A 17,909-nucleotide genomic window follows, 5' to 3' on the forward strand; every position below is an offset into this window, starting at 1 on the left:
CTCATCTTATTGCAGTGCGTCATAAACCATACGGTTATAACCTGAAAGACAAGGAACTCAGATGACTTCACTTTCCGAACAGTTGTCCGCCGTCCGCAAGTCCCAATGGGAAGCCCAACTCGACGTGTTCCGCGCCTTCAGCCAGCGCGCACTCGACAGTGCCGAACAGCTGATTGCACTCAACATGAAGACGTCGCGCGCTTCGGTCGAACAAGCCGCGGGAACGTTTAAGCAATTGCTCGAAGCGAATAATCCCCGTGATCTGTTCACGATCGGCACGACGGCCCAGGGCCAGTGGCAACAATTCTTTTCCTACGGCCGCGAACTGCTGGGCATCGCCGCCGGCAACCGCGAGCGCAGCTGGACCACGCCGGCCTCGCCCCTGCAACTGGTGCCCGCCGCGACGGCGAACGTCCCGACGTCCGTGCCGCAGATCCTGGAGCAGGCCGCCATCGCGACGGCCGATGCCACCACGGTGAGCACCGAGATCGCCCACGCCGCCGTCGACACGGGCGCCGCGCTGGCCGAAGCCGCGCTGGATGCGGGCAAGCAGACCGTGGCCCGCGCCACGGAGACCCCGGCCGCGCCGGCCGAACCCGTGACGATCACCGTGACCGAGGCGGTCGCCGCGGAACCGCCGGCACCCGCCCCCGATCCGGTCGAGACGGCCATCGCCGACGAGGTGCCGCGCGCCAAGGCCAAGCCGTTGGCCAAGGCCCTGAACGAGGTCGCGCCGAAGCCGGCCGCCGCCGAGCACCCGATCGCCTCCACCGTGCCGCTGGAAGCGGGTCCGCACGTCGACCTGCCGATCGTCACGCCGACCGAAAGCACGCCGCCGCTGCGCGTCGTGACGCAGGGCGGCAAGGGGTCGCGCACGCAGCGCAAGAAGTAAGACGCCGCGGCAAAAGGTAGGTGGGGTAATTGATGCCGGGGCATCAATTACGCGCCCACGCGTGACGCATGCATGATGCGGACGTCCGCGTGGGCACGTTCATTTGAGGCCCGGCCTCAAATGCCCCCAACGCATGAAAACGGCAAAAATAGTACAGTAGCGGGCTGCGGCCCGCTTTTTCTTTTTCACGCACAACAAGACAGGATCTTCAATGGGTTTGGCAAGGCTCATCGGCGGCTTCGTGCGCCGCCACTGGCGCTCCTATGCGTCGTCGGCGGTGATGCTGTTCGGCGTGGCCCTGTGCACCGTGCTCGTGCCGCGCAAGGTCGGCGCGATGATCGACGGCCTCGCGGCCCACCGTCTGGGCGGGCACGATCTCGTCATCCAGCTCTGCCAGCTGCTCGGGCTGGGCCTCGCGATCTACGGACTGCGCGTCGCGTGGCGCCTGCGCCTGTATTCGGCGTCGTACCGGCTCGGGGTCGAATTGCGCACGAAGCTGTACGACCGCCTGTCGGCACAGGGTCCGGCCTTTTTCCAGCGCCAGCGCACGGGCGACCTGATGGCGCTCGGCACCAACGACATCGACGCCATCGAGCAGGCCGCCGGCGAAGCGATGCTCGCCGGCTTCGACGGCACGCTGACCCTCGTCATGGTCCTGGGCATCATGTTCCTCGGCGTCGACTGGCGCCTGACCCTCATCGCCCTGCTGCCTTTCCCGTTGATGGCACTGGCGTTCAAGCGCATCTCGAGCCACATCCACACGGCGTCCACGGATTCGCTGAAGCGCTTCTCGGCCCTCAACGACCATGTGCAGGAAACGCTGTCCGGCGTGCGCACGCTGCGCGCGCTCGGCCTGGAACAACGCAGCGCCGACCAGTTCGCGCAACTGGCCGCGCACGCCGCCGAGGCGAGCCTGTCGGCGCAGAAGTGGGAAGCCGCGTACGAGCCGGCCGTCGGCCTCACGCTCACCGCCGCCACGGGCCTCACGCTGGGTCTCGGCGGCTATCTCGTGTGGCAGGGCCAGATCACGATCGGCAGCCTCACGAGCTTCACGATGTATCTGGGCCAGCTGATCTGGCCGATGTTCGCGGCGGGCTGGGTGCTGTCGCTGATCGAGCGCGGACGCGCCGCCCTCGCGCGCCTGCAGCCGCTGCTGGACGCGCCGCTCGCCGTCGACGACCACGGCACGCTCGAACATCTGGAACGCGGTCCGCTCGTGCTGGACCGCGTGCGCTTTTCCTACGGCGGCGACGCGCGCGCCGCGCTGGACGACGTCTCGCTGCGCCTGGAACCGGGCAAGACGCTGGGCCTCGTCGGCGCCACCGGCGCGGGCAAGTCGACCCTGCTGCGCGTGCTGCTGCGCCAGGCCACGCCGCAGCACGGCACGGTCACGTGGGGCGGCCACGCGCTCGACGAATACACGCTCGCGACCTTGCGCACGCACATCAGCTGGGTGCCGCAGGAATCGTTCCTGTTCTCCGCGTCGATCGCGGAAAACATCGCTCTCGGCCGGCCCGGCGCGTCGCGCGCGGAGATCGAGCACGCGGCGCGCATGGCCGCCATCCACGACGACATCCTGCGCTTCCCGGACGGCTACGACACGCCCGTCGGAGAAAAGGGCATCACCCTGTCGGGCGGGCAGCGCCAGCGCGTGGCGATCGCGCGCGCGCTGCTGGGCACAAGCGCCCTGCTGCTGCTCGACGACGCGCTGTCCGCCGTCGACACGGGCACGGAAACGAATATCCTCGACCACCTGGACGACGTGCGCCGCGAGCGCCCCGAGCTGTCGGCCATCATCGCGAGCCACCGCCTGTCGGCCGTCGTGAAGGCCGACCTGATCGTCGTGCTGCGCGAAGGCCGCATCGTCGAACGCGGCACGCACGACGAACTGCTCGCCCTGGACGGCTGGTACGCCAGCCAGTGGCGCTACCAGCAACTGGAGGCCAGCCTCGATGCCATCTGAGACCGACAACCCGACCGTCAAAAGCGTAAAAAAGAGTGTAAGCGCGGCCCAGGCGCGCCAGGCCGCGGGCCTGCTGCGCCGCGCCGCGCATCCGGACCGCGGCCACCTCGCGTGGGCGACCCTGTGGCTGATCCTGGCCGCCGCCCTGGAAGTGCTCGGCCCCCTGCTGGGCAAGAAGCTGATCGACGAGCACCTGCTGCCGCACCATCTGGACTGGACGCGCATGGCGTGGCTGCTGGCCGGCGTGGTCGTCACCGGCTGGGCCGCGTCGTGGCTGCGCTTCCTGCAGCTGGTGCGCCTGTCCGGCCTCGCGATGCGCGCCGTGCAGCGCCTGCGCGAATGGGTCTACGGCCACGTGCTGCGCCTGCCGATGGCGTTCTTCGACCGCGCGATCACGGGCCAGCTCGTGAGCCGCGTCACCAACGACACCGAGGCCGTGAAGACCCTGTACATCCAGGTGCTGTTCGTGATCCTGGATTCCAGCATCGTCCTCGTCGGCACGTCGATCGCGATGGCCTGGCTGGACTGGCATCTGATGGTGATCGTGCTGGCGCTCGTTCCCGCGGTGGTGGGCATCGTGTGGCTGTACCAGCGCCTGTCCGCCCCCGCCGTCACGCGCGCGCGGGCGCTGCGCAGCGACATCAACGGCCAGATGGCGGAATCCATCGGGGGCATGAGCGTGCTGCAGGCGAACAATGCGCAGCACCGCTTCGGCCAGCGCTTCGCCCACACGAACGACCAGCACTACACGGCCCGCGTGGCCGAACTGCGCGCCAACGCCTTCCTGCTGCGCCCCGCGCTCGACTTCCTCAACGTGATCCTGCTGGCCGTCGTCATCTTCAACTTCGGACAGCGCAGCATGAATGCCGTCGAAGTCGGCGTGCTGTACGCGTTCATCAGCTATATCGCGCGCGTCGTCGAGCCGCTCATCCAGATCACGATGCAGTTCTCCGGCCTGCAGCAGGCCGTCGTCGCGACGGCGCGCGTGGCCGCGCTGCTCGACGAAGCGGGTGCGGCGGAACACCAGACCGGCCGCGTCACGTCCGAACGCCAGACCGTCGCCAGGGACGTTCCCGCCGTGCGCGTGCGCGACCTCTCCTTCGGCTACAACCCGGCCCAGACCGTGCTGCACGACCTGTCGCTGGACATCCCGCAAGGCGCCTTCTTCGGCATCGTCGGCCACACGGGCAGCGGCAAGTCGACCCTGCTGTCGCTGCTGCTGCGCTACTACCCGGTCGAACACGGCACCATCACCCTGTTCGGCGAACCGCTGGCGACCATCGGCAACGAACGTTTCCGCGCCGAGGTGGGCCTCGTGCCGCAGGACCCGTTCCTGCTCGCGGCATCGGCGCGCGAAAACATCGACATGGGACGCGGCCTGTCGCAAGACGCCATCGAAGCTGCCGCGCGCGCCGCGCACGCGCACGAATTCATCGCGCGGCTGGAGCAAGGCTACGACACGCCGCTGGGCGAAGGCGGTTCGCGCCTGTCGTCCGGCCAGAAGCAGCTGATCGCGATCGCGCGCGCGCTCGCCGGCCGGCCCCGCATCCTGCTGCTGGACGAGGCCACGTCGCGCATCGACAGCCAGACGGAGCAGATCGTGCAGCAGGCGCTCGACGAGTTGCGCGGGCGAGTCACGATCATCGCCATCGCGCACCGCCTGTCGACGATCCGCGACGCCGACCGCATCGTCGTGCTGAACCACGGCCGCATCAGCGAATCCGGCAGTCACGACACGCTGATGCGCATCGAAGGCGGCCTGTACCAGCGGCTCTACCTGCTGCAACAGTTGAGCGTGTGACACCGTTAATCTTTAGATAATTTTATTATCGCAACATCATTTTCCCTAAGGCGCGGCTTTTTCGATACGAATCTGTGTCTTTTCCGCATACACTGCTCTAAAAGTTGATCTTTCTCAATTGCAAGAGCCTATAATCTGCCTATACAAATGTCCCGATTTAAGGGACCACACTTCCTCGGGGAGCTATGTTGGCAGGCCTTTACCGTGCATCGCAGCACCGACGCAGCCGTGCGCCGCTGGTCCTGTTATTGCTCGTTTCCGGTGCTGCCATGGCCGCGGACGCCGCGCCCGTGCGCGACCGCTATGCCGAACTCGAGGAAGTCATCCGCGTCACGCCCCAGCGCGCCGTACCGCTGCTGGCCGGCATGGAAGCCGAGGCGAGCCGCACGCCCGCCGAACACGCCCGTTTCCTCACCCTGTCCTGCGACCTCAGCCACCGCCTCGGCAAGCACGAGGAAGCCGTCCAGCTGTGCGAACAAGCCCTGCAACTCGGCCGCCAGGCACATGACAACGGCATCGTCGCGCGCGCCCTGCTGTCCAAGGGCTATGCCGTATTCGGCCTGAACGAGTCGAACCAGGCGCACCAGCTGGTCTGGGAAGCCGAGCGCCTCGCCGCGGGCACCACCGACACCGGCGTGCACATCCTCGCGCTGATCTCGTCGGGCGAATCGTTCGCCGAGGAAGGCAACTTCCCCGTCGCGCTGAACAAGCTGCAGAGCGCCGTGACGCTCGCGCGCCAGGCCGGCGACCCGCTGCAGGTCGCCATCGCGCTCAAGTCGCTGGCCTATCTGTACAACCAGATGCGTGAATTCGACAAGGGTTTCGAGGCGATAGTCGAAGCGGAACGGCTTGCGGAACAAATCGATTCGCCGGGCCGCCTGGCCATCTTCAAGACGACGGAATACATCCTTTCGGTAACCAGCGGCGACACGGCACGCGGCACGAAGGCCCTGCTGTCGGCGCTCACGCTGGAGCGGGGCATCGGCGCCGACGCGATGGTGTCCAACACCCTCGTCAACCTGTCCGATTCCTACCTCAAGCAACAGGACTGGCGCCGCGCCCTCACCTACGCCCAGCAGGCGCTGGAGCAGGCGGAGAAGCTGCACGACGACGGCCTCGCCGCCACGGCCCGCGTCAACGCGGGGCAGGCCTATCTCGGCATGGGCCGCCTGGCCGAGGGCAAGAAGCACATCGAAGAGGGCATGGACTGGTACCAGCGCTCCGGCAACAAGCCCGACCAGCAGGGCGTGCTCGTCGAATACGGCGACGCCCTCGAACGCGCCGGCGACCTGGCGGGCGCGCTGGCCGCGTATCACCGCGAGCGCGCGCTGTCGAACGAATTGTTCGAGACGCGCCGCCAGAAAGCGATGATGGAGCTGCAGGAACAATACGAGGCCGACAAGCGCAAGCGCCAGATCGAGATGCTGCGCCAGGAAAACCAGGTCAAGTCGACGGAACTCGACAACCGCCGCCTGCAGCAGCGCATCTGGTGGCTGCTGGCGCTCGTGTTCGCGCTCGCGTCGGTCATCGTCGGCATCCTGTACCGCAAGGTGCGGCACGCCAACGCCCAGCTCGAGGTCAAGAACCAGGAACTCAAGCAGCAGAGCGCGCGCGATCCGCTGACGGCGCTGTACAACCGCCGCCACTTCCAGGAATTCATGCGTTCGCACCAGGAGATCGAACGGCGCGGTGCGGGCACCAGCGGCGAAGAGATCGTCAGCGCCATGTTCCTGCTCGACGTCGACCACTTCAAGAACATCAACGACACCTACGGCCACGGCGCCGGCGATGCGGTGCTGCGCGAGATCGCGGACGCGCTGCGCGAGATCCTGCGCGAGACCGACATGATCGTGCGCTGGGGCGGCGAGGAATTCCTCGCCTTCCTGCCGGCCGTGCCGAGAGGCAGCCTGGACGAGGTGGCGCGCCGCCTGCTGGCCGGCATCCCGCAACGGTCGATCGACTACCAGGGCACCCGGCTGTCGGTGAACGTCTCGATCGGCTTCGCGCCGTTCCCGCTGGTGCAGGGCGGAGGCAACATTTCGTGGGAGCGCGCGATCAACATCGTCGACATGGCGCTGTACCTGGCCAAGGGCCACGGCCGCAACCGCGCGTACGGCGTGCGCGGCCTTGTCGGCCTCGATCCGGCCGCGATGGACGAGATCGAGCACGATATCGAAAAGGCGTGGCGCGCGGGGCTCGTCGATCTGTCGATCGTGACGGCGCACATGCCGGAATTGCGGATGGCGTCGTAAAAAGCCGTCGTCCCCGCGAAGGCGGGAACGACGGTTGCGGTCACTTCGCCGCCTGCTGCATCTTCTCCCCGGCCTCTTCCACCTTCTCACCGACCCGCTCGGTCGCTGCCTTCGCACCTTCGCGCGCCTCGCGCACGGCCTGGTCCGCCTTGTCGACCTGCGCCTGCACCTTGTCCGTCACCTTCTCGTTGATCCGGTCGATCTTGTCGTTCACGTGGTCGAGCTTTTGCTGCACCCGGGCGCCGGCTTCGTCGACCTTCGCCTGTGCGCGCGCGCCCGCGTCGTCGATGGCCTTGCCGGCCTGCTGGGCGGGACCCACGCCGTCGCTTCCTCGGTTGCACGCGGCCAGGAGACAACCCGCCAGCAGCGCGCCGATGATGGATATCCGGTTCATCTCTTGCCCTCCTTGGTCGCCGAATATACACCTGCGCCATCGGCCGCGGCGGACGCTTCGAACGGCGCATCCGTCAGCGTGCGCAGGAAGGCGACGATAGCGTCGATGTCGGCATCGTCGAGCGCCGGCCTCATCCCCTTGCGGCGGTTGTACGGCATGGTCGCCACGTTGACGTTGCCCTGGTGGCGCGGGGCCACGTCGTCGAACAGGCGGCCGTCCTTGTACCAGCGCTCCGGCTCGATGGCACGGGTGGCGTAGAACGCGACGACGTCGCGCAGGTTGGAGAAGACGCCGTTGTGCATGTAGCGCTGGCGTGCCGCCACGTTGCGCAAGCTCGGCGTGCGGAAGTAGCCGCACCACTGGCCGCTGTCCCGCCAGCCTTTGGCGCGCCCCGTCGCGCACAGGCCCTCGTCGAAGTGGCGCGGATCGCGGTTGGCGGGAATGGCGCGGTTGCGCGGCACGGCGATGGCGTCGTAGCCGAAATCCGTGAACAGCGAACGGGCCGGATTGCTCGACGTCTCGTTGAACTTGTGGCAGCTCGCGCAGTTGCCGCGGTCCGGGTCCTTGAACAGCTTCAGGCCGCGCAGTTCCTGCGGGCTCAAGTGCGCCCTGCCCTGCACCCAGGCGTCGTAGCGCGACGAGAACGGGGCCATCTCGCGGCTTTGCAGGAAGGCATCCATCGCGGCGCCGAGCGCGGCCAGACTGCTGGCCGTCGTGGCGAAGACGTCCGGGCCGAAGGCGCGCTTGAAACCGTCCGCATACGGCGCCGTGCGCAGCTTGCGCGCGATGTCGGCCTCGCTCCGGTTGTGCATCTCGAGCGGGTCCAGCAAAGGATGGCGCGCCAGTTCCGCGACCGTGTCGACGCGGCCGTCCGTGAACAGGCCGCCGAACGGCGTCGGCGCGGGGGCATCGTCGTCCTGGTAAAAGAACAGCGGCGGGATATAGGCCGCGTACAGCGCGGACGGCACGTTGCGCTTGCCGACAAGATCGGGCCGGCTGCCCAGCGCCACGCCGATGCGCGATCCGTGGTTGCCGGCGAAGCCCTGCCTGGGGTCGTGGCAGCTGGCGCAGCTGGTGCCGGCCGGTTCCGACAAACGCGTGTCGAAGAACACCTGCCGGCCCAGCGCGACGCGTGCGGGCGCCGGCGCGAACGGGCCGGCCACGTCGGGCATCGCGGACAGTTGCGGCGTCGCGGCGCATGCCGCCGATGCCGCCAGCACGCCCGCGACGATGAGCCCTTTAGCCAGCAACGAAGCCCGCCTTGTCGCAATTGAGGCGGTTGTTGGACAACGCGCACGTCGCCATCAGGGTGCCCGTCTTCGTGTACGCCTTATAGGTCCAGCCGCTGCCCGCGCGTTCCATCAGCAGGAAGCCGAACGTATTGCTGTGCGTGATGCGGTCGACCGTGACGCCGGGCGCCGGCGGCACGTTCGCCGGGAACGGGTCCGGCAGCGCGACGTCGAGATTATCGCCGCCGTTGCCGCTCACGAACGTGGCCGGGTGGTTCGACGCGAAGCTGATCGCCTGGAAGTCGTGCACGTGGCCGTGCAGCGCGAGCGACACGCCGGCCGGATAATACGCCGTCGCGTTCAGCTGCTGCATCACCGAGAGCAGCGCCGCATTGCCGCCCAGCGGCGCACCGCCCGCCACGGGCGTGTAGGCCAGGATCGGATGGTGGTTGACGAACAGGCTCGTCGTCTTCGCCTTGCCGGCCAGCTGGGCCACCGTCTTGAACGCGTCCTGGTAGGCGAGGAATTGCGGATCGGTCGTCGCCAGCGCCGCCTTGCCGGCCTTGGCGGAATCGAACACGATCACCTGCGTGTCGGCGCCGAGCGGCACCGCGTACGGCGCCGTGTAATTGGCGACGGCGTCGTTGGCCGGATCGTCGCAGCTACGTTTCGCGCTGTAGGCTTGCGTGTCCAGCAGGCGGAACCAGCCCTGGCCGGCGCGCGCGCATTCCTCGTGGTTGCCGCGCACGACGATCCACGGCGCGGCGCTCAAGAGCGGCGCGGCGGGCTTGAACAGGTCCGCTTCCCACGTGTCCCAGCCATAGCCCCACGGGCTGTCCTTGCAGCCGGCGATGTCGGACGGGCACGCGTTCTCGCGGTAGTGGTAGTCGCCGATGTGCAGCACCAGGTCCGGCTGCAGCTTCGCGGCCGTGGCGGCGATCTGCGCGAGCGGCCACGCGTCGGCATCGTTGCACGACTGCCAGGCGTTGTCGGCCTTCTTCATGCGGCAGCCCGTGTCGGCGAGGATGACGATGCGCTGCGGCGCCGCTTTCGGCAGCGGCAGCGTCCTGCTGCCGACCTGCGCCTGTTTCGCGTCGCTTGCCACCGTGGCTTCGCAGATGTTGAGCGGGAAGGCGGACGGCTTCGAATCGGCGGCGCTGCTCGCGGTCGTGCGCTGGGCCGGCGTGCCGGCGGCGGCGCGCAGGGTCATGCGCGTGTCCGCGCCGTCGACGGTGATCACCGGGCAGGTGCCGTAGGTCGTGGCCGCGCGCGCGACGGGCTTGCCGCCGTCGCCCATCACGACCCACGCATACTTCACGTAATCGTCCTTGGTCGCCTCGTCGACGCGCGTGGAACCGCAGCTGGCCAGCAGGCTTGCAAGCGCGATGGCGCCGAGCGCCCGGCCTTTCGATCCGATCATCGTGTGCTTCCCTTCGTGTGTGGTTGGAATCGCAACACGATAGGGAGTCAATGTGACCCGGCTATGACATCCGCCACTCCGCCCGCATCAGTTCGACGTAGCGCCGCGCGCCCAGCCCCAGCGGCCGCTCGCGCGACCATACGACGTCGACCCACAGGCGCAGCTGGTTGCTGATGTTATCGAACGGGATCTCGACGAGGCTGCCCGCCGCCACCAGCGGCTGCACGAGCGCGCGCGGCAGGTAGGCCCAGCCGAGACCCGCCTGCACGAGGTTCAAGGTGGCGAGGTGGCTGTCGACGCGCCACACGTCGCGCGCGTGCACGAAGCGTGGGTCGCGGTCCGGGCTGTCGCGTCCCGCCACGACGATCTGGCGCGCATCGATCAGGTCTTCCAGCCGCGGCGCGCCGTCCGCCAGCAACGGGTGACCCGGCGCCAGCACGGCCACCAGCAATTCGCTGCCGACTTCCTGGAACGCCTCGCGGTCGTCCAGCCGTTCGCGCTCGAACACGAGGGCCAGGTGCACGCCGCCGTCGTGCAGCAGGCGCAGCGCGTCGGCCTGCGGCGCCGACAGCACCTCGACTTCGAGCGACGGGAATTCGCGTGCCAGCACGGCCAGCGGCGCGCTCCAGCGGCCCGCGATCAGCTCCGGCACCACGGCCAACGTGAGGCGGCGTTCCAGGCCGCCGTGCAGCGCGAGCGCGTCCGCCTGCAGCCGGCGCAGCTGGCTGGCGACGTGGCGGGCGCGTGGCTCCAGCGCCCGCGCCGCATCCGTGGGCCGCGGGTCGCGGCCGGACCGGTCGAACAGGGTCAGGTCCAGCTCCGCCTCGAGCTGGGCGATGGCCATGCTGACGGCGGACGGCACCCGCCCCAGCGCGCGCGCCGCGGCGGAAAAGGAACCGTGGTCGAGCACGGCCAGGAAGATGCGCACACTGTCGCTGGAAAACGCCATGGCCTGTCAATAAAATTGAAAGATCCTGACTTTATACATCAAACCAGTCGACATATCATCATGCCATCGGAATGTTGAGGAAGCAGACATGCAAGGCATCAAACGCAGGATCGTCTACGTCGCGCTGTACGAAGCCATCGCCATCGCGTGCACGACGGCGGGCCTCACGGGGCTGGCCGACCACGACGCCGGGGACGCCGGCCTCGCCGCCGTCCTCGCGTCGGCGACGGCCGTGGCGTGGAACGTCATCTACAACACGCTGTTCGAAGCGTGGGAAGCGAAGCAGACCAAGGGCGGCCGCAGCCTCCTGCGCCGCATCGTCCACGCCATCGGCTTCGAGGGAGGCCTCGTGCTCGCCATCGTGCCCATGTTCGCGTGGACGCTGGGGACGTCGCTCGTCGACGCCTTCCTGCTCGACCTCGGACTGGTCGTGTTCTTCACTGTCTACAGCTTCGCGTTCAACTGGGCGTTCGACCTCGTGTTCGGGTTGCCGACGGCGGCGCTGGGCCGGGCCGGCGACGCCTAGATCCGGTTCGCCCCGCCCGACTCCCGGTTCGCCACATTCCCCTGGTCCGTATGTTCGCGCCGGCGTAGCCTGACGGACATCGATCCTCCAGGAGACACCGTGAAACGACGTTCCCTTCTCAAGACCGCGGCGGCGCTACCCTTCGCCCTCACGGGCCTATCGATGGCGGCACCGCTGCGCCGGCGCGTGCGTCCGGGCGATGCGGGCTGGCCATCCGCCGACGCGTGGGATGGCCTGCAGCGCAGCGTGGGCGGGCGCCTCGTCAAGCTGGACGCGCCGTTCGCCGGCTGCGCCGCAGGATCTGATTCTCCGGCATGCACGGCCGCGCTGGCGCGGTTGCACAACGGCTTCGACATGGGCGACCAGCCGAACTTCACGCACACGAGCGGCTGGCTCGATGCCTGGTCGTCGCAGCCGAGCGCCTACGCGGTCGCAGCAACCACGACGGCGGACGTCGTCGCCGCCGTGAATTTTGCGCGCACCCACGACCTGCGCCTTGTCGTCAAGGGCGGCGGCCACAGTTACCAGGGCACCTCAAGCGCGCCGGGCTCGCTGCTGGTCTGGACCCGGCACATGAACGACGTGCGCCTGGAACCGGACTTCGTCGCGCGCAACTGCGGCACCGCACCGCAGCCGGCCGTCACGCTGGGCGCCGGCGCCATGTGGATCGACGCCTACGATGCCGTGACGACGCGCGCCGGCCGCTATGTGCAAGGCGGCGGCTGCACGAGCGTCGGCGTCGCCGGCCTGGTCTAGAGCGGCGGCTTCGGCAACTTCTCGAAGCGCTACGGCACGGCGGCGGCCGGCCTCTTGGAGGCGGAAGTCGTGACCGCCGATGGCCAGGTCCGCATCGCCAACGCCTGCACGAACGCCGACCTGTTCTGGGCGCTCAAGGGTGGCGGTGGCGGTAGCGTCGGCATCGTCACCCGGCTCACGCTGCGCACGCGCGAGCTGCCGGCCACGTTCGGCGGGGTCTTCTGCAAGGTGCGCGCCGTCGACGACGCGGCGTTCCGCGCCCTGCTCGGCAAACTGGTCGAGTTCTATGCGAGCGACCTGTTCAACCCGCACTGGGGCGAACAGATCGGCATCCACGGCGACAACACCGTCGACGTCTCGATGGTGTTCCAGGACCTCGACGAAGCCGGCGCCGCGCGGACCTGGGCGCCGCTGCTCGACTGGCTACACGGGCAGTCCGGCTACACGTTCGAGAAGCCGTTCCAGGTGTTGGCCCTGCCGGCACGGCACATGTGGGACGCCGCGTTCTTCCGTGAGCACGCGCCGGGCTTCATGGTCGCCGACCCGCGTCCGGGCGCGCCCGCGCACCACGTGATCTGGAAGGGCGACACGGAGCAGGAAGGCTGGTTCATCCACGGCTACAAGTCGGCGTGGCTGCCGGCGCAGCTGCTCGACGCGCGGCGCCGGGCCGGCCTCGCCGATGCGTTGTTCCAGGCCAGCCGGCACTGGAGCGTGGGGCTGCACTTCAACAAGGGCCTGGCCGGCGCGCCGCCGGCGGAGCTCGACGCCGCGCGCGCCACCGCGACCAACCCCGCCGTGCTCGACGCCTTCGCCCTCGCGATCATCGCGGGCGGCGACGGGCCGCACTTCCCCGGCATGCCGGGCGGCGCGGCCGCGCACGCGCGCAGGCGATCGGCCGGGCGATGGATGCGCTGCTGGCGGTGGCGCCGCGTGCCGGCTCGTATGTCTCCGAAAGCGATTACTTCCAGCGCGATTGGCAGGATGCGTTCTGGGGTGCCAACTATCCGCGGCTCGCGCGGATCAAGCGCCAGTACGATCCGGACGGGCTGTTCTTCGTGCGTCACGGCGTAGGCAGCGAAGCGTGGAGCGAGGACGGCTTTACGCGCCTGGGGACATAAAGCCTGTTACTCCGCCGGCGGCACGGCCAGCGGGTGTTCGCCACGGGCGGCGTCGACGCGGATCTTAAGCGCGCGCGTGTCGTCGTCCTCGCCCCAGCGTTTCGTGAACGCCTGCAGGCGCGAATGCGCCCGTTCGGCGTTGCCGGCCGCCAGCGCGGATTCGACGGCGCCGCGCGCCTCGCTCCATGCGCTCGCGCGCTGGCGCTTGCGCGTGCAGGCGTTCGACGCCTCGTTCAGCGCGCGCTGCAGCCGTTCCAGCTGCGCCGGCGTGGCGCGGCTGGCGCGCAGCGCGATCAATTCGTCCTGCGCCTGCTTGCCCTGGCATGACTGCGCCAGCGCGATGGCGGCGTCGATGCGCCGGTCGATCTTCTGCGCCGACGGCTTCGCCCACAACCACACGCCCCACAGCACGGCCAGCGCGACGATCCACCAGCGCAGGCGGATCGGCTGGCGGCCCGGCGGTTTGTCCGGCGGCGCCGGCGGCGGAGGCCACGGGATGCCGCGGCCGCGCTCGGGCGCAGCCGTCGCCGCCTCGACCGGGCGGCCGCTGTGGCCGAAGGCGGTAGCGGATGGCGTCGGCGCGGGCTTTGCCGCCGCCGGCGGCGTGGCGGCCCGCGCCGTCTCCGGCGCGCGTCCGGCGGTCGGCGCATCCGACCAGCCCGGTAATCCGGCCGCCGCTTCCGTCCCGGCCGCGGCGGCGGTGGCGACGGCGCCATCGCGGCGCACGCGTCCGTCGTCCTGCGCGGGCGCGGACGCGCCCGGCTGCTGGGCCGTCCCGCAATACGGGCAGTAATTCACGCGGCGCGGCATGCCGCGCGCGCAGGCGGCGTTGATGCAGCGGTAGATCGCTTCGTCCTGCACGGCGCGTCCTTATTCCGGATCCGGGACGCCGTCGTCGTCCGGATCGGGAATCGCGGTATCGACGGCCGTCATCACTTCCGGGATCTCGGCCACCAGCTTCCATTTATCGATGCGCGGATTCCACTGCATGTTCCAGATGCGCGTGCCTGGCTCGATCTCGCCGCGCGTCAGCTGCTGCACGACCTCCTCCAGCGCGAACGGTCCACGCTGCACGCCACCGACGAACAGCTTGTAGCGCGCGCCGATGGGCGTCGCGCCGACGACGTACGCGGACGGGCCGAGGCTCGGTCCCGGCACCGCGTCCGACGCGCCCGGCGTGGGGGCGACGACGGCAGGCGCGGCCGGCGCATACTGCGCCGACGGCATCACCGGCGAGGCTGCCCGCCGTTCCAGCGCCTGCGCGGCGCGCGCGTCGGCGGACAGGAACTCGGGCCGGATCACGCGCTTGTCGGCCGGGCGCTCCACTTCCCACGCGTACGCATCGGATGCCGAATCAGGCACGACTTCCGTCCACGTATCCAGCTGCGCCAGCGCCGCTTCCACCTGCGCCGGCGACAGCTGCGGATCGATGGCGACGGCGCGCCGCATCCACTGGTCGTACAGCCGCCGCGCCGTGATGTACGGCAGCGACGGCGACGGCAACTGGGCGCCCGTCTCGTCCACTTCCAGCTTCGGTTCGTACACGCGCAGCTGGTAGTGGCGCATCAGCGCGGCCAGCAACGCCAGCTGGTGCGGGCCCATCGCGGCCAGGCGCTGGCGCGTCGCCGCGATCACCTGCTCGCGGTAGTACGCGGGCAGGCCGTTCGAACGGATCGCGTACTCGTTGCCGATCTGGAGCCACTCGCCCGATCCCGGCTCGACCTCGAACAGGTATTGCCCGCGCGGCTGAAACGCGGTCTCGCGGTCCCCCGCGTCGTGCTTGCGGCGCAGCACGCCCAGCGCGATCGCGGCGAGGAAGAATTCATAGTCGTCGGCCAGGCGGTTCAGCTCGTCCATCGATGGCGAGATCGGATGGCGGAAACGCGTCGAATCGAAATGCAGGTGCGTGGGGATCTTCGGGTTCTCGATCTGGTAGCTGGCGCGCCACGTCGGCAGGCCGCGCAGCACCGTCATCGGATAGCCGGACAATTCGATGTAGCACACGGCCCGTCCCGGCACGCCCGTGTTCACGACGGAGACGAGGTCGCCGTGGAAGAAGCCGGTGGGCACGGCGGCGCGGATCTCCGGCTCCAGCCGGCGCCATGCGGCCGGATCGCCCACGCCGATGAAGCATTTGAACTGGTCGGCGCTGGGCGTGAACTCGGCCGAGAAGCGTGCGTTAATCCACGGCATGGCGCTCTTGATCCACTCGGAGAAGATGCGGTGGCGCTCCTGGGGCGACATCGCACCGAGGCGCTCCACGAGCGGATCGGGCAGCTCGGCCACGGCCTGCTCGCCGGACAGCTGCAGCTGCGCGCGCCGGAACAGTTTCAGCAGCAGGTCGGCACGCAATCTCTCGTCGCCCAGCTGCGGGAACAGGCGCGCGGAGCCGCCGAATTCCAGCAGCACCTCTTCGCTCCACGCGCTCACGTCGCCCGTCAGGCGCACGGGTTCCGGCAGCACGTCGCTCGCGAGCTTGATGTAGGTGGCATGCTCCTGGCGCGCGTCGGCGCGGAGCTGCCCGATGCGCTGGTCGACCGCCGCCAGCATCGCCCCCACGTTCCTCCGTCCTTCCTGGAATTCACCCGCGACGCCGCTCCAGCGCACTTGTCCATGTTCGTCCGGCGCCTGCGGTTCGCCCAGCCAACTCGACAGGCTTTGCATCACCTCGACGGATTGTCCCGCCGCGACGGCCAGCAGGTGGAAGCGCAGGTAGTCGGCGATGTCGCGCTTGAGGTGATTCATGATCTCGCGCGCCTGGGCATCCTTGCCGAACAGCCGGCCCGCGGCCTGCGTCAGGTTGTTCAGCGATTCCTCGACCTGGCGCGTGCGCAGCGCGTCGCGCACGTCGCGGTAACGCTTGCCGTTGCGCTGGACGCTGGCCAGGTCGCGCTGCGCCAGCCGCGCCTTGACCTGCTCCAGCAGCGACAGCACGAATTCGAGGCCGCCCTGCTTGCGGTCGTCCAGCAGCATGTACAGCCGCCCGCGCACATTCAGGCGCAGCTGGGCGAGCAGTTCGCCCGTATGCCGCTTGATGCGGTCCTCGCTCGTCTCGGCCGTGGCGCCGGCTTCGCGGATGGCGTCGCGCTCCAGGTTCGGCAGCAGCTCGACGACCTTCTCGCGCCAGAGCTTCAGGTCGTACGAGGCCATGATGCGGTCCATCTCCAGCTGTACCTTGCTCTCGACCCGTTCCAGCAGCGAGCGCTGGTCCTTGTCCAGCAGGAGCATGTCCGTCAGCGCATATTCCGGGAACGGCGTGACGTCGACGGTGCCCTTGCGGAAGTCGGGGAATTCCGTGAACGGGTGCTCGGCCATGCCCATCTGCTCGCGCATGAAGGCGTCCCGTTCCTGGTCCGTCGCGCGCCGCGCGGCCGTGCCGTCGGCGGCGACAAGGCCGAAGAACGCCTTCACCATCAGCGCCGCCAGCTCGTAGGCGCGGATGTCTTCGCGCAGGCTTTGCTGCGTGTCGAGCACGGCCTGGCCGAACGCCGAATACACCTTCGAGTACGACAGGCGCATGTCGCCGAAGCGCTGCTCCGGCACGCGCGGGTTGTAGGGCCCCAGCTTGTGTTGCTGCTGGTTGACCGCGACGGAGCGCTTGCGGTTGGCGAAGTCGGCCGACGCGAAGTCCTCGAACAGCGTGTCCGCCACCATCTGGTAGACGTCCTTGACGTCCTGCGTGGCCTTGTTCGCGAGGTTGGCGGTGTCGACGAAATAGACGTCGTCGAACGGCGTGCCGCGGCCGACGATGCTGTCCGGCTCCATCCACTGCACTCGCGCGTTCATGTCGCGCATGCTCGTCTCCAGCTCCATCAGGGTGGCGTACGCGTTCGCCTCCGTGCGCTCCTTGTTCGCCTTCGCGTAGCCGGACGGCAGGAACATCACGAGGTCGACCTGGCTGTCCGACACTTCCTGGCGCGCGACGGCCTTGGCGATCCAGCCCAGGTCGATGGCGCTGCCCGCGCCCGTGCCGCCGGCGTTCGACGCGATGACGACGATGCGGAATTTCGACGTATCGACCTGCAGGCCGAGGCGCTGGTAATTCTCCTTGCGCTCGATGCCCGCGTTACTGCTCAAGAAATTCAGCGCGCCCTTGATGCGGCCGCGCAGCTTGGGGTATTTGTCGAACAGGTACAGCCGCGCGAGCGCGCGGATCTGGCCCGCGCCCTTGGACGGATCGATGCCCAGCGAGCGCAGTTTTTTCGGGCGCAGCGGCATCCAGTTTTCGATCAGCGGGAACCTCGCCAGGCTGTCGTCCGACTCGTGGTATTGCGGCAGGTCGAGCGGTTCGACGAGGCGTTCTTCATCCGAGAGCTTGACGAGCTCGAACCACGGGTCCGTGCGCTGCGACTTGCCTTCGTCGATGACGGCGTTCGCGTCGAGGTCGAAGTGGAGAAAACGCGCGACCGGGAAGTCGGCGATGGATTCGACGCGGGTCGGATGGCGGCGGTTCCACACGGCCGCGAGGATGCGGCGGCGGATGCGCATCATGACTTCCATGCCGGTGCCGCCGGCGCCGATGAACAGCGTGGGCCGCAGGTCGACCTTTAACTCTGCTTTGTTGCCGAGGGATGCGGGATCGGGAAAATCTGCCATGGTGTTCTCTGTG

The 17,909-nt window shown here is 68.8% G+C and carries 13 protein-coding genes; 7 read left to right on the forward strand and 6 right to left on the reverse strand.

Translation table 11 applies throughout. The features are described 5' to 3' along the window. The first annotated feature begins 61 nt into the window (after positions 1 to 61). The 4 genes from BVG12_RS15035 (at position 62) to BVG12_RS15050 (ending at position 6,908) form a co-directional block, all read left to right on the forward strand. Positions 62 to 892, forward strand: a complete 831-nt coding sequence (locus BVG12_RS15035; RefSeq protein WP_075793103.1) for a phasin family protein — start codon at positions 62 to 64, stop codon at positions 890 to 892. Between the two features lie 211 nt (positions 893 to 1,103). Then, positions 1,104 to 2,855, forward strand: a complete 1,752-nt coding sequence (locus tag BVG12_RS15040) for an ABC transporter ATP-binding protein (RefSeq protein ID WP_075793104.1) — start codon at positions 1,104 to 1,106, stop codon at positions 2,853 to 2,855. After that, entirely contained in the window at positions 2,845 to 4,656 is a 1,812-nt protein-coding gene (locus BVG12_RS15045; protein WP_075793105.1) for an ABC transporter ATP-binding protein, read from the forward strand. The genes BVG12_RS15040 and BVG12_RS15045 overlap by 11 nt, the downstream gene beginning before the upstream one ends. Positions 4,657 to 4,925: 269 nt before the next feature. Next, positions 4,926 to 6,908 carry a diguanylate cyclase gene (locus BVG12_RS15050; RefSeq protein ID WP_229503883.1) on the forward strand — a complete coding sequence of 661 codons (1,983 nt, stop codon included), beginning with the start codon at positions 4,926 to 4,928 and terminating at the stop codon, positions 6,906 to 6,908. A 40-nt stretch (positions 6,909 to 6,948) separates the two neighbouring features. Here BVG12_RS15050 and BVG12_RS15055 read toward each other — a convergent pair whose 3' ends face one another. The 4 genes from BVG12_RS15055 to BVG12_RS15070 all read right to left on the reverse strand — a co-directional run bounded on the left by BVG12_RS15055 (position 6,949) and on the right by BVG12_RS15070 (position 10,900). Further along, the gene (locus BVG12_RS15055; protein ID WP_156895647.1) at positions 6,949 to 7,302 is read right to left on the reverse strand and encodes a hypothetical protein; all 354 of its coding nucleotides are present in this window, start codon (positions 7,300 to 7,302) and stop codon (positions 6,949 to 6,951) included. Beyond that, a complete protein-coding gene (locus tag BVG12_RS15060) occupies positions 7,299 to 8,552 on the reverse strand; it encodes a cytochrome-c peroxidase (RefSeq protein WP_229503884.1) in 1,254 nt (417 codons plus the stop codon). The genes BVG12_RS15055 and BVG12_RS15060 overlap by 4 nt, the downstream gene beginning before the upstream one ends. Next, a complete protein-coding gene (locus tag BVG12_RS15065) occupies positions 8,542 to 9,951 on the reverse strand; it encodes a metallophosphoesterase family protein (protein WP_075793107.1) in 1,410 nt (469 codons plus the stop codon). The genes BVG12_RS15060 and BVG12_RS15065 overlap by 11 nt, the downstream gene beginning before the upstream one ends. A gap of 61 nt (positions 9,952 to 10,012) precedes the next feature. After that, on the reverse strand, positions 10,013 to 10,900 hold the full coding sequence (locus BVG12_RS15070; protein ID WP_075793108.1) for a LysR family transcriptional regulator: 888 nt from the start codon (positions 10,898 to 10,900) through the stop codon (positions 10,013 to 10,015). A gap of 88 nt (positions 10,901 to 10,988) precedes the next feature. Here BVG12_RS15070 and BVG12_RS15075 point away from each other — a divergent pair, with 88 nt between their 5' ends. From BVG12_RS15075 to BVG12_RS35140, 3 genes are all read left to right on the forward strand, one after another. After that, the gene (locus tag BVG12_RS15075) at positions 10,989 to 11,426 is read left to right on the forward strand and encodes a PACE efflux transporter (RefSeq protein WP_075793109.1); all 438 of its coding nucleotides are present in this window, start codon (positions 10,989 to 10,991) and stop codon (positions 11,424 to 11,426) included. 99 nt (positions 11,427 to 11,525) lie between these two features. Beyond that, positions 11,526 to 12,182, forward strand: coding sequence for an FAD-binding protein (locus BVG12_RS35135; RefSeq protein WP_229503885.1), 657 nt, complete (start codon positions 11,526 to 11,528; stop codon positions 12,180 to 12,182). 902 nt (positions 12,183 to 13,084) lie between these two features. Next, positions 13,085 to 13,300: a BBE domain-containing protein gene (locus BVG12_RS35140; RefSeq protein WP_229503886.1), complete on the forward strand. Its 216-nt coding sequence runs from the start codon at positions 13,085 to 13,087 to the stop codon at positions 13,298 to 13,300. Positions 13,301 to 13,306: 6 nt separating this feature from the next. Here BVG12_RS35140 and BVG12_RS15085 read toward each other — a convergent pair whose 3' ends face one another. Together BVG12_RS15085 and BVG12_RS15090 are read right to left on the reverse strand one after the other, a co-directional pair. Then, on the reverse strand, positions 13,307 to 14,161 hold the full coding sequence (locus BVG12_RS15085; RefSeq protein WP_075793110.1) for a hypothetical protein: 855 nt from the start codon (positions 14,159 to 14,161) through the stop codon (positions 13,307 to 13,309). A 9-nt stretch (positions 14,162 to 14,170) separates the two neighbouring features. Then, positions 14,171 to 17,896, reverse strand: coding sequence for a tubulin-like doman-containing protein (locus BVG12_RS15090; protein WP_075793111.1), 3,726 nt, complete (start codon positions 17,894 to 17,896; stop codon positions 14,171 to 14,173). Positions 17,897 to 17,909 lie beyond the last annotated feature (13 nt).

It is taken from the genome of Massilia putida, assembly GCF_001941825.1.
Classification (GTDB): domain Bacteria; phylum Pseudomonadota; class Gammaproteobacteria; order Burkholderiales; family Burkholderiaceae_D; genus Telluria; species Telluria putida.

What these genes read in the sequence shown, in the direction of transcription:
- BVG12_RS15040 (WP_075793104.1), top strand. Translation starts at nt 1,104, where the DNA reads ATGGGTTTGGCAAGGCTCATCGGCGGCTTCGTGCGCCGCCACTGGCGC.
- BVG12_RS35140 (WP_229503886.1), top strand. Translation starts at nt 13,085, where the DNA reads ATGGATGCGCTGCTGGCGGTGGCGCCGCGTGCCGGCTCGTATGTCTCC.
- BVG12_RS15050 (WP_229503883.1), top strand. Translation starts at nt 4,926, where the DNA reads ATGGCCGCGGACGCCGCGCCCGTGCGCGACCGCTATGCCGAACTCGAG.
- BVG12_RS15065 (WP_075793107.1), bottom strand. Translation starts at nt 9,951, where the DNA reads ATGATCGGATCGAAAGGCCGGGCGCTCGGCGCCATCGCGCTTGCAAGC.
- BVG12_RS15090 (WP_075793111.1), bottom strand. Translation starts at nt 17,896, where the DNA reads ATGGCAGATTTTCCCGATCCCGCATCCCTCGGCAACAAAGCAGAGTTA.
- BVG12_RS15075 (WP_075793109.1), top strand. Translation starts at nt 10,989, where the DNA reads ATGCAAGGCATCAAACGCAGGATCGTCTACGTCGCGCTGTACGAAGCC.
- BVG12_RS15045 (WP_075793105.1), top strand. Translation starts at nt 2,845, where the DNA reads ATGCCATCTGAGACCGACAACCCGACCGTCAAAAGCGTAAAAAAGAGT.
- BVG12_RS15035 (WP_075793103.1), top strand. Translation starts at nt 62, where the DNA reads ATGACTTCACTTTCCGAACAGTTGTCCGCCGTCCGCAAGTCCCAATGG.
- BVG12_RS15070 (WP_075793108.1), bottom strand. Translation starts at nt 10,900, where the DNA reads ATGGCGTTTTCCAGCGACAGTGTGCGCATCTTCCTGGCCGTGCTCGAC.
- BVG12_RS15055 (WP_156895647.1), bottom strand. Translation starts at nt 7,302, where the DNA reads ATGAACCGGATATCCATCATCGGCGCGCTGCTGGCGGGTTGTCTCCTG.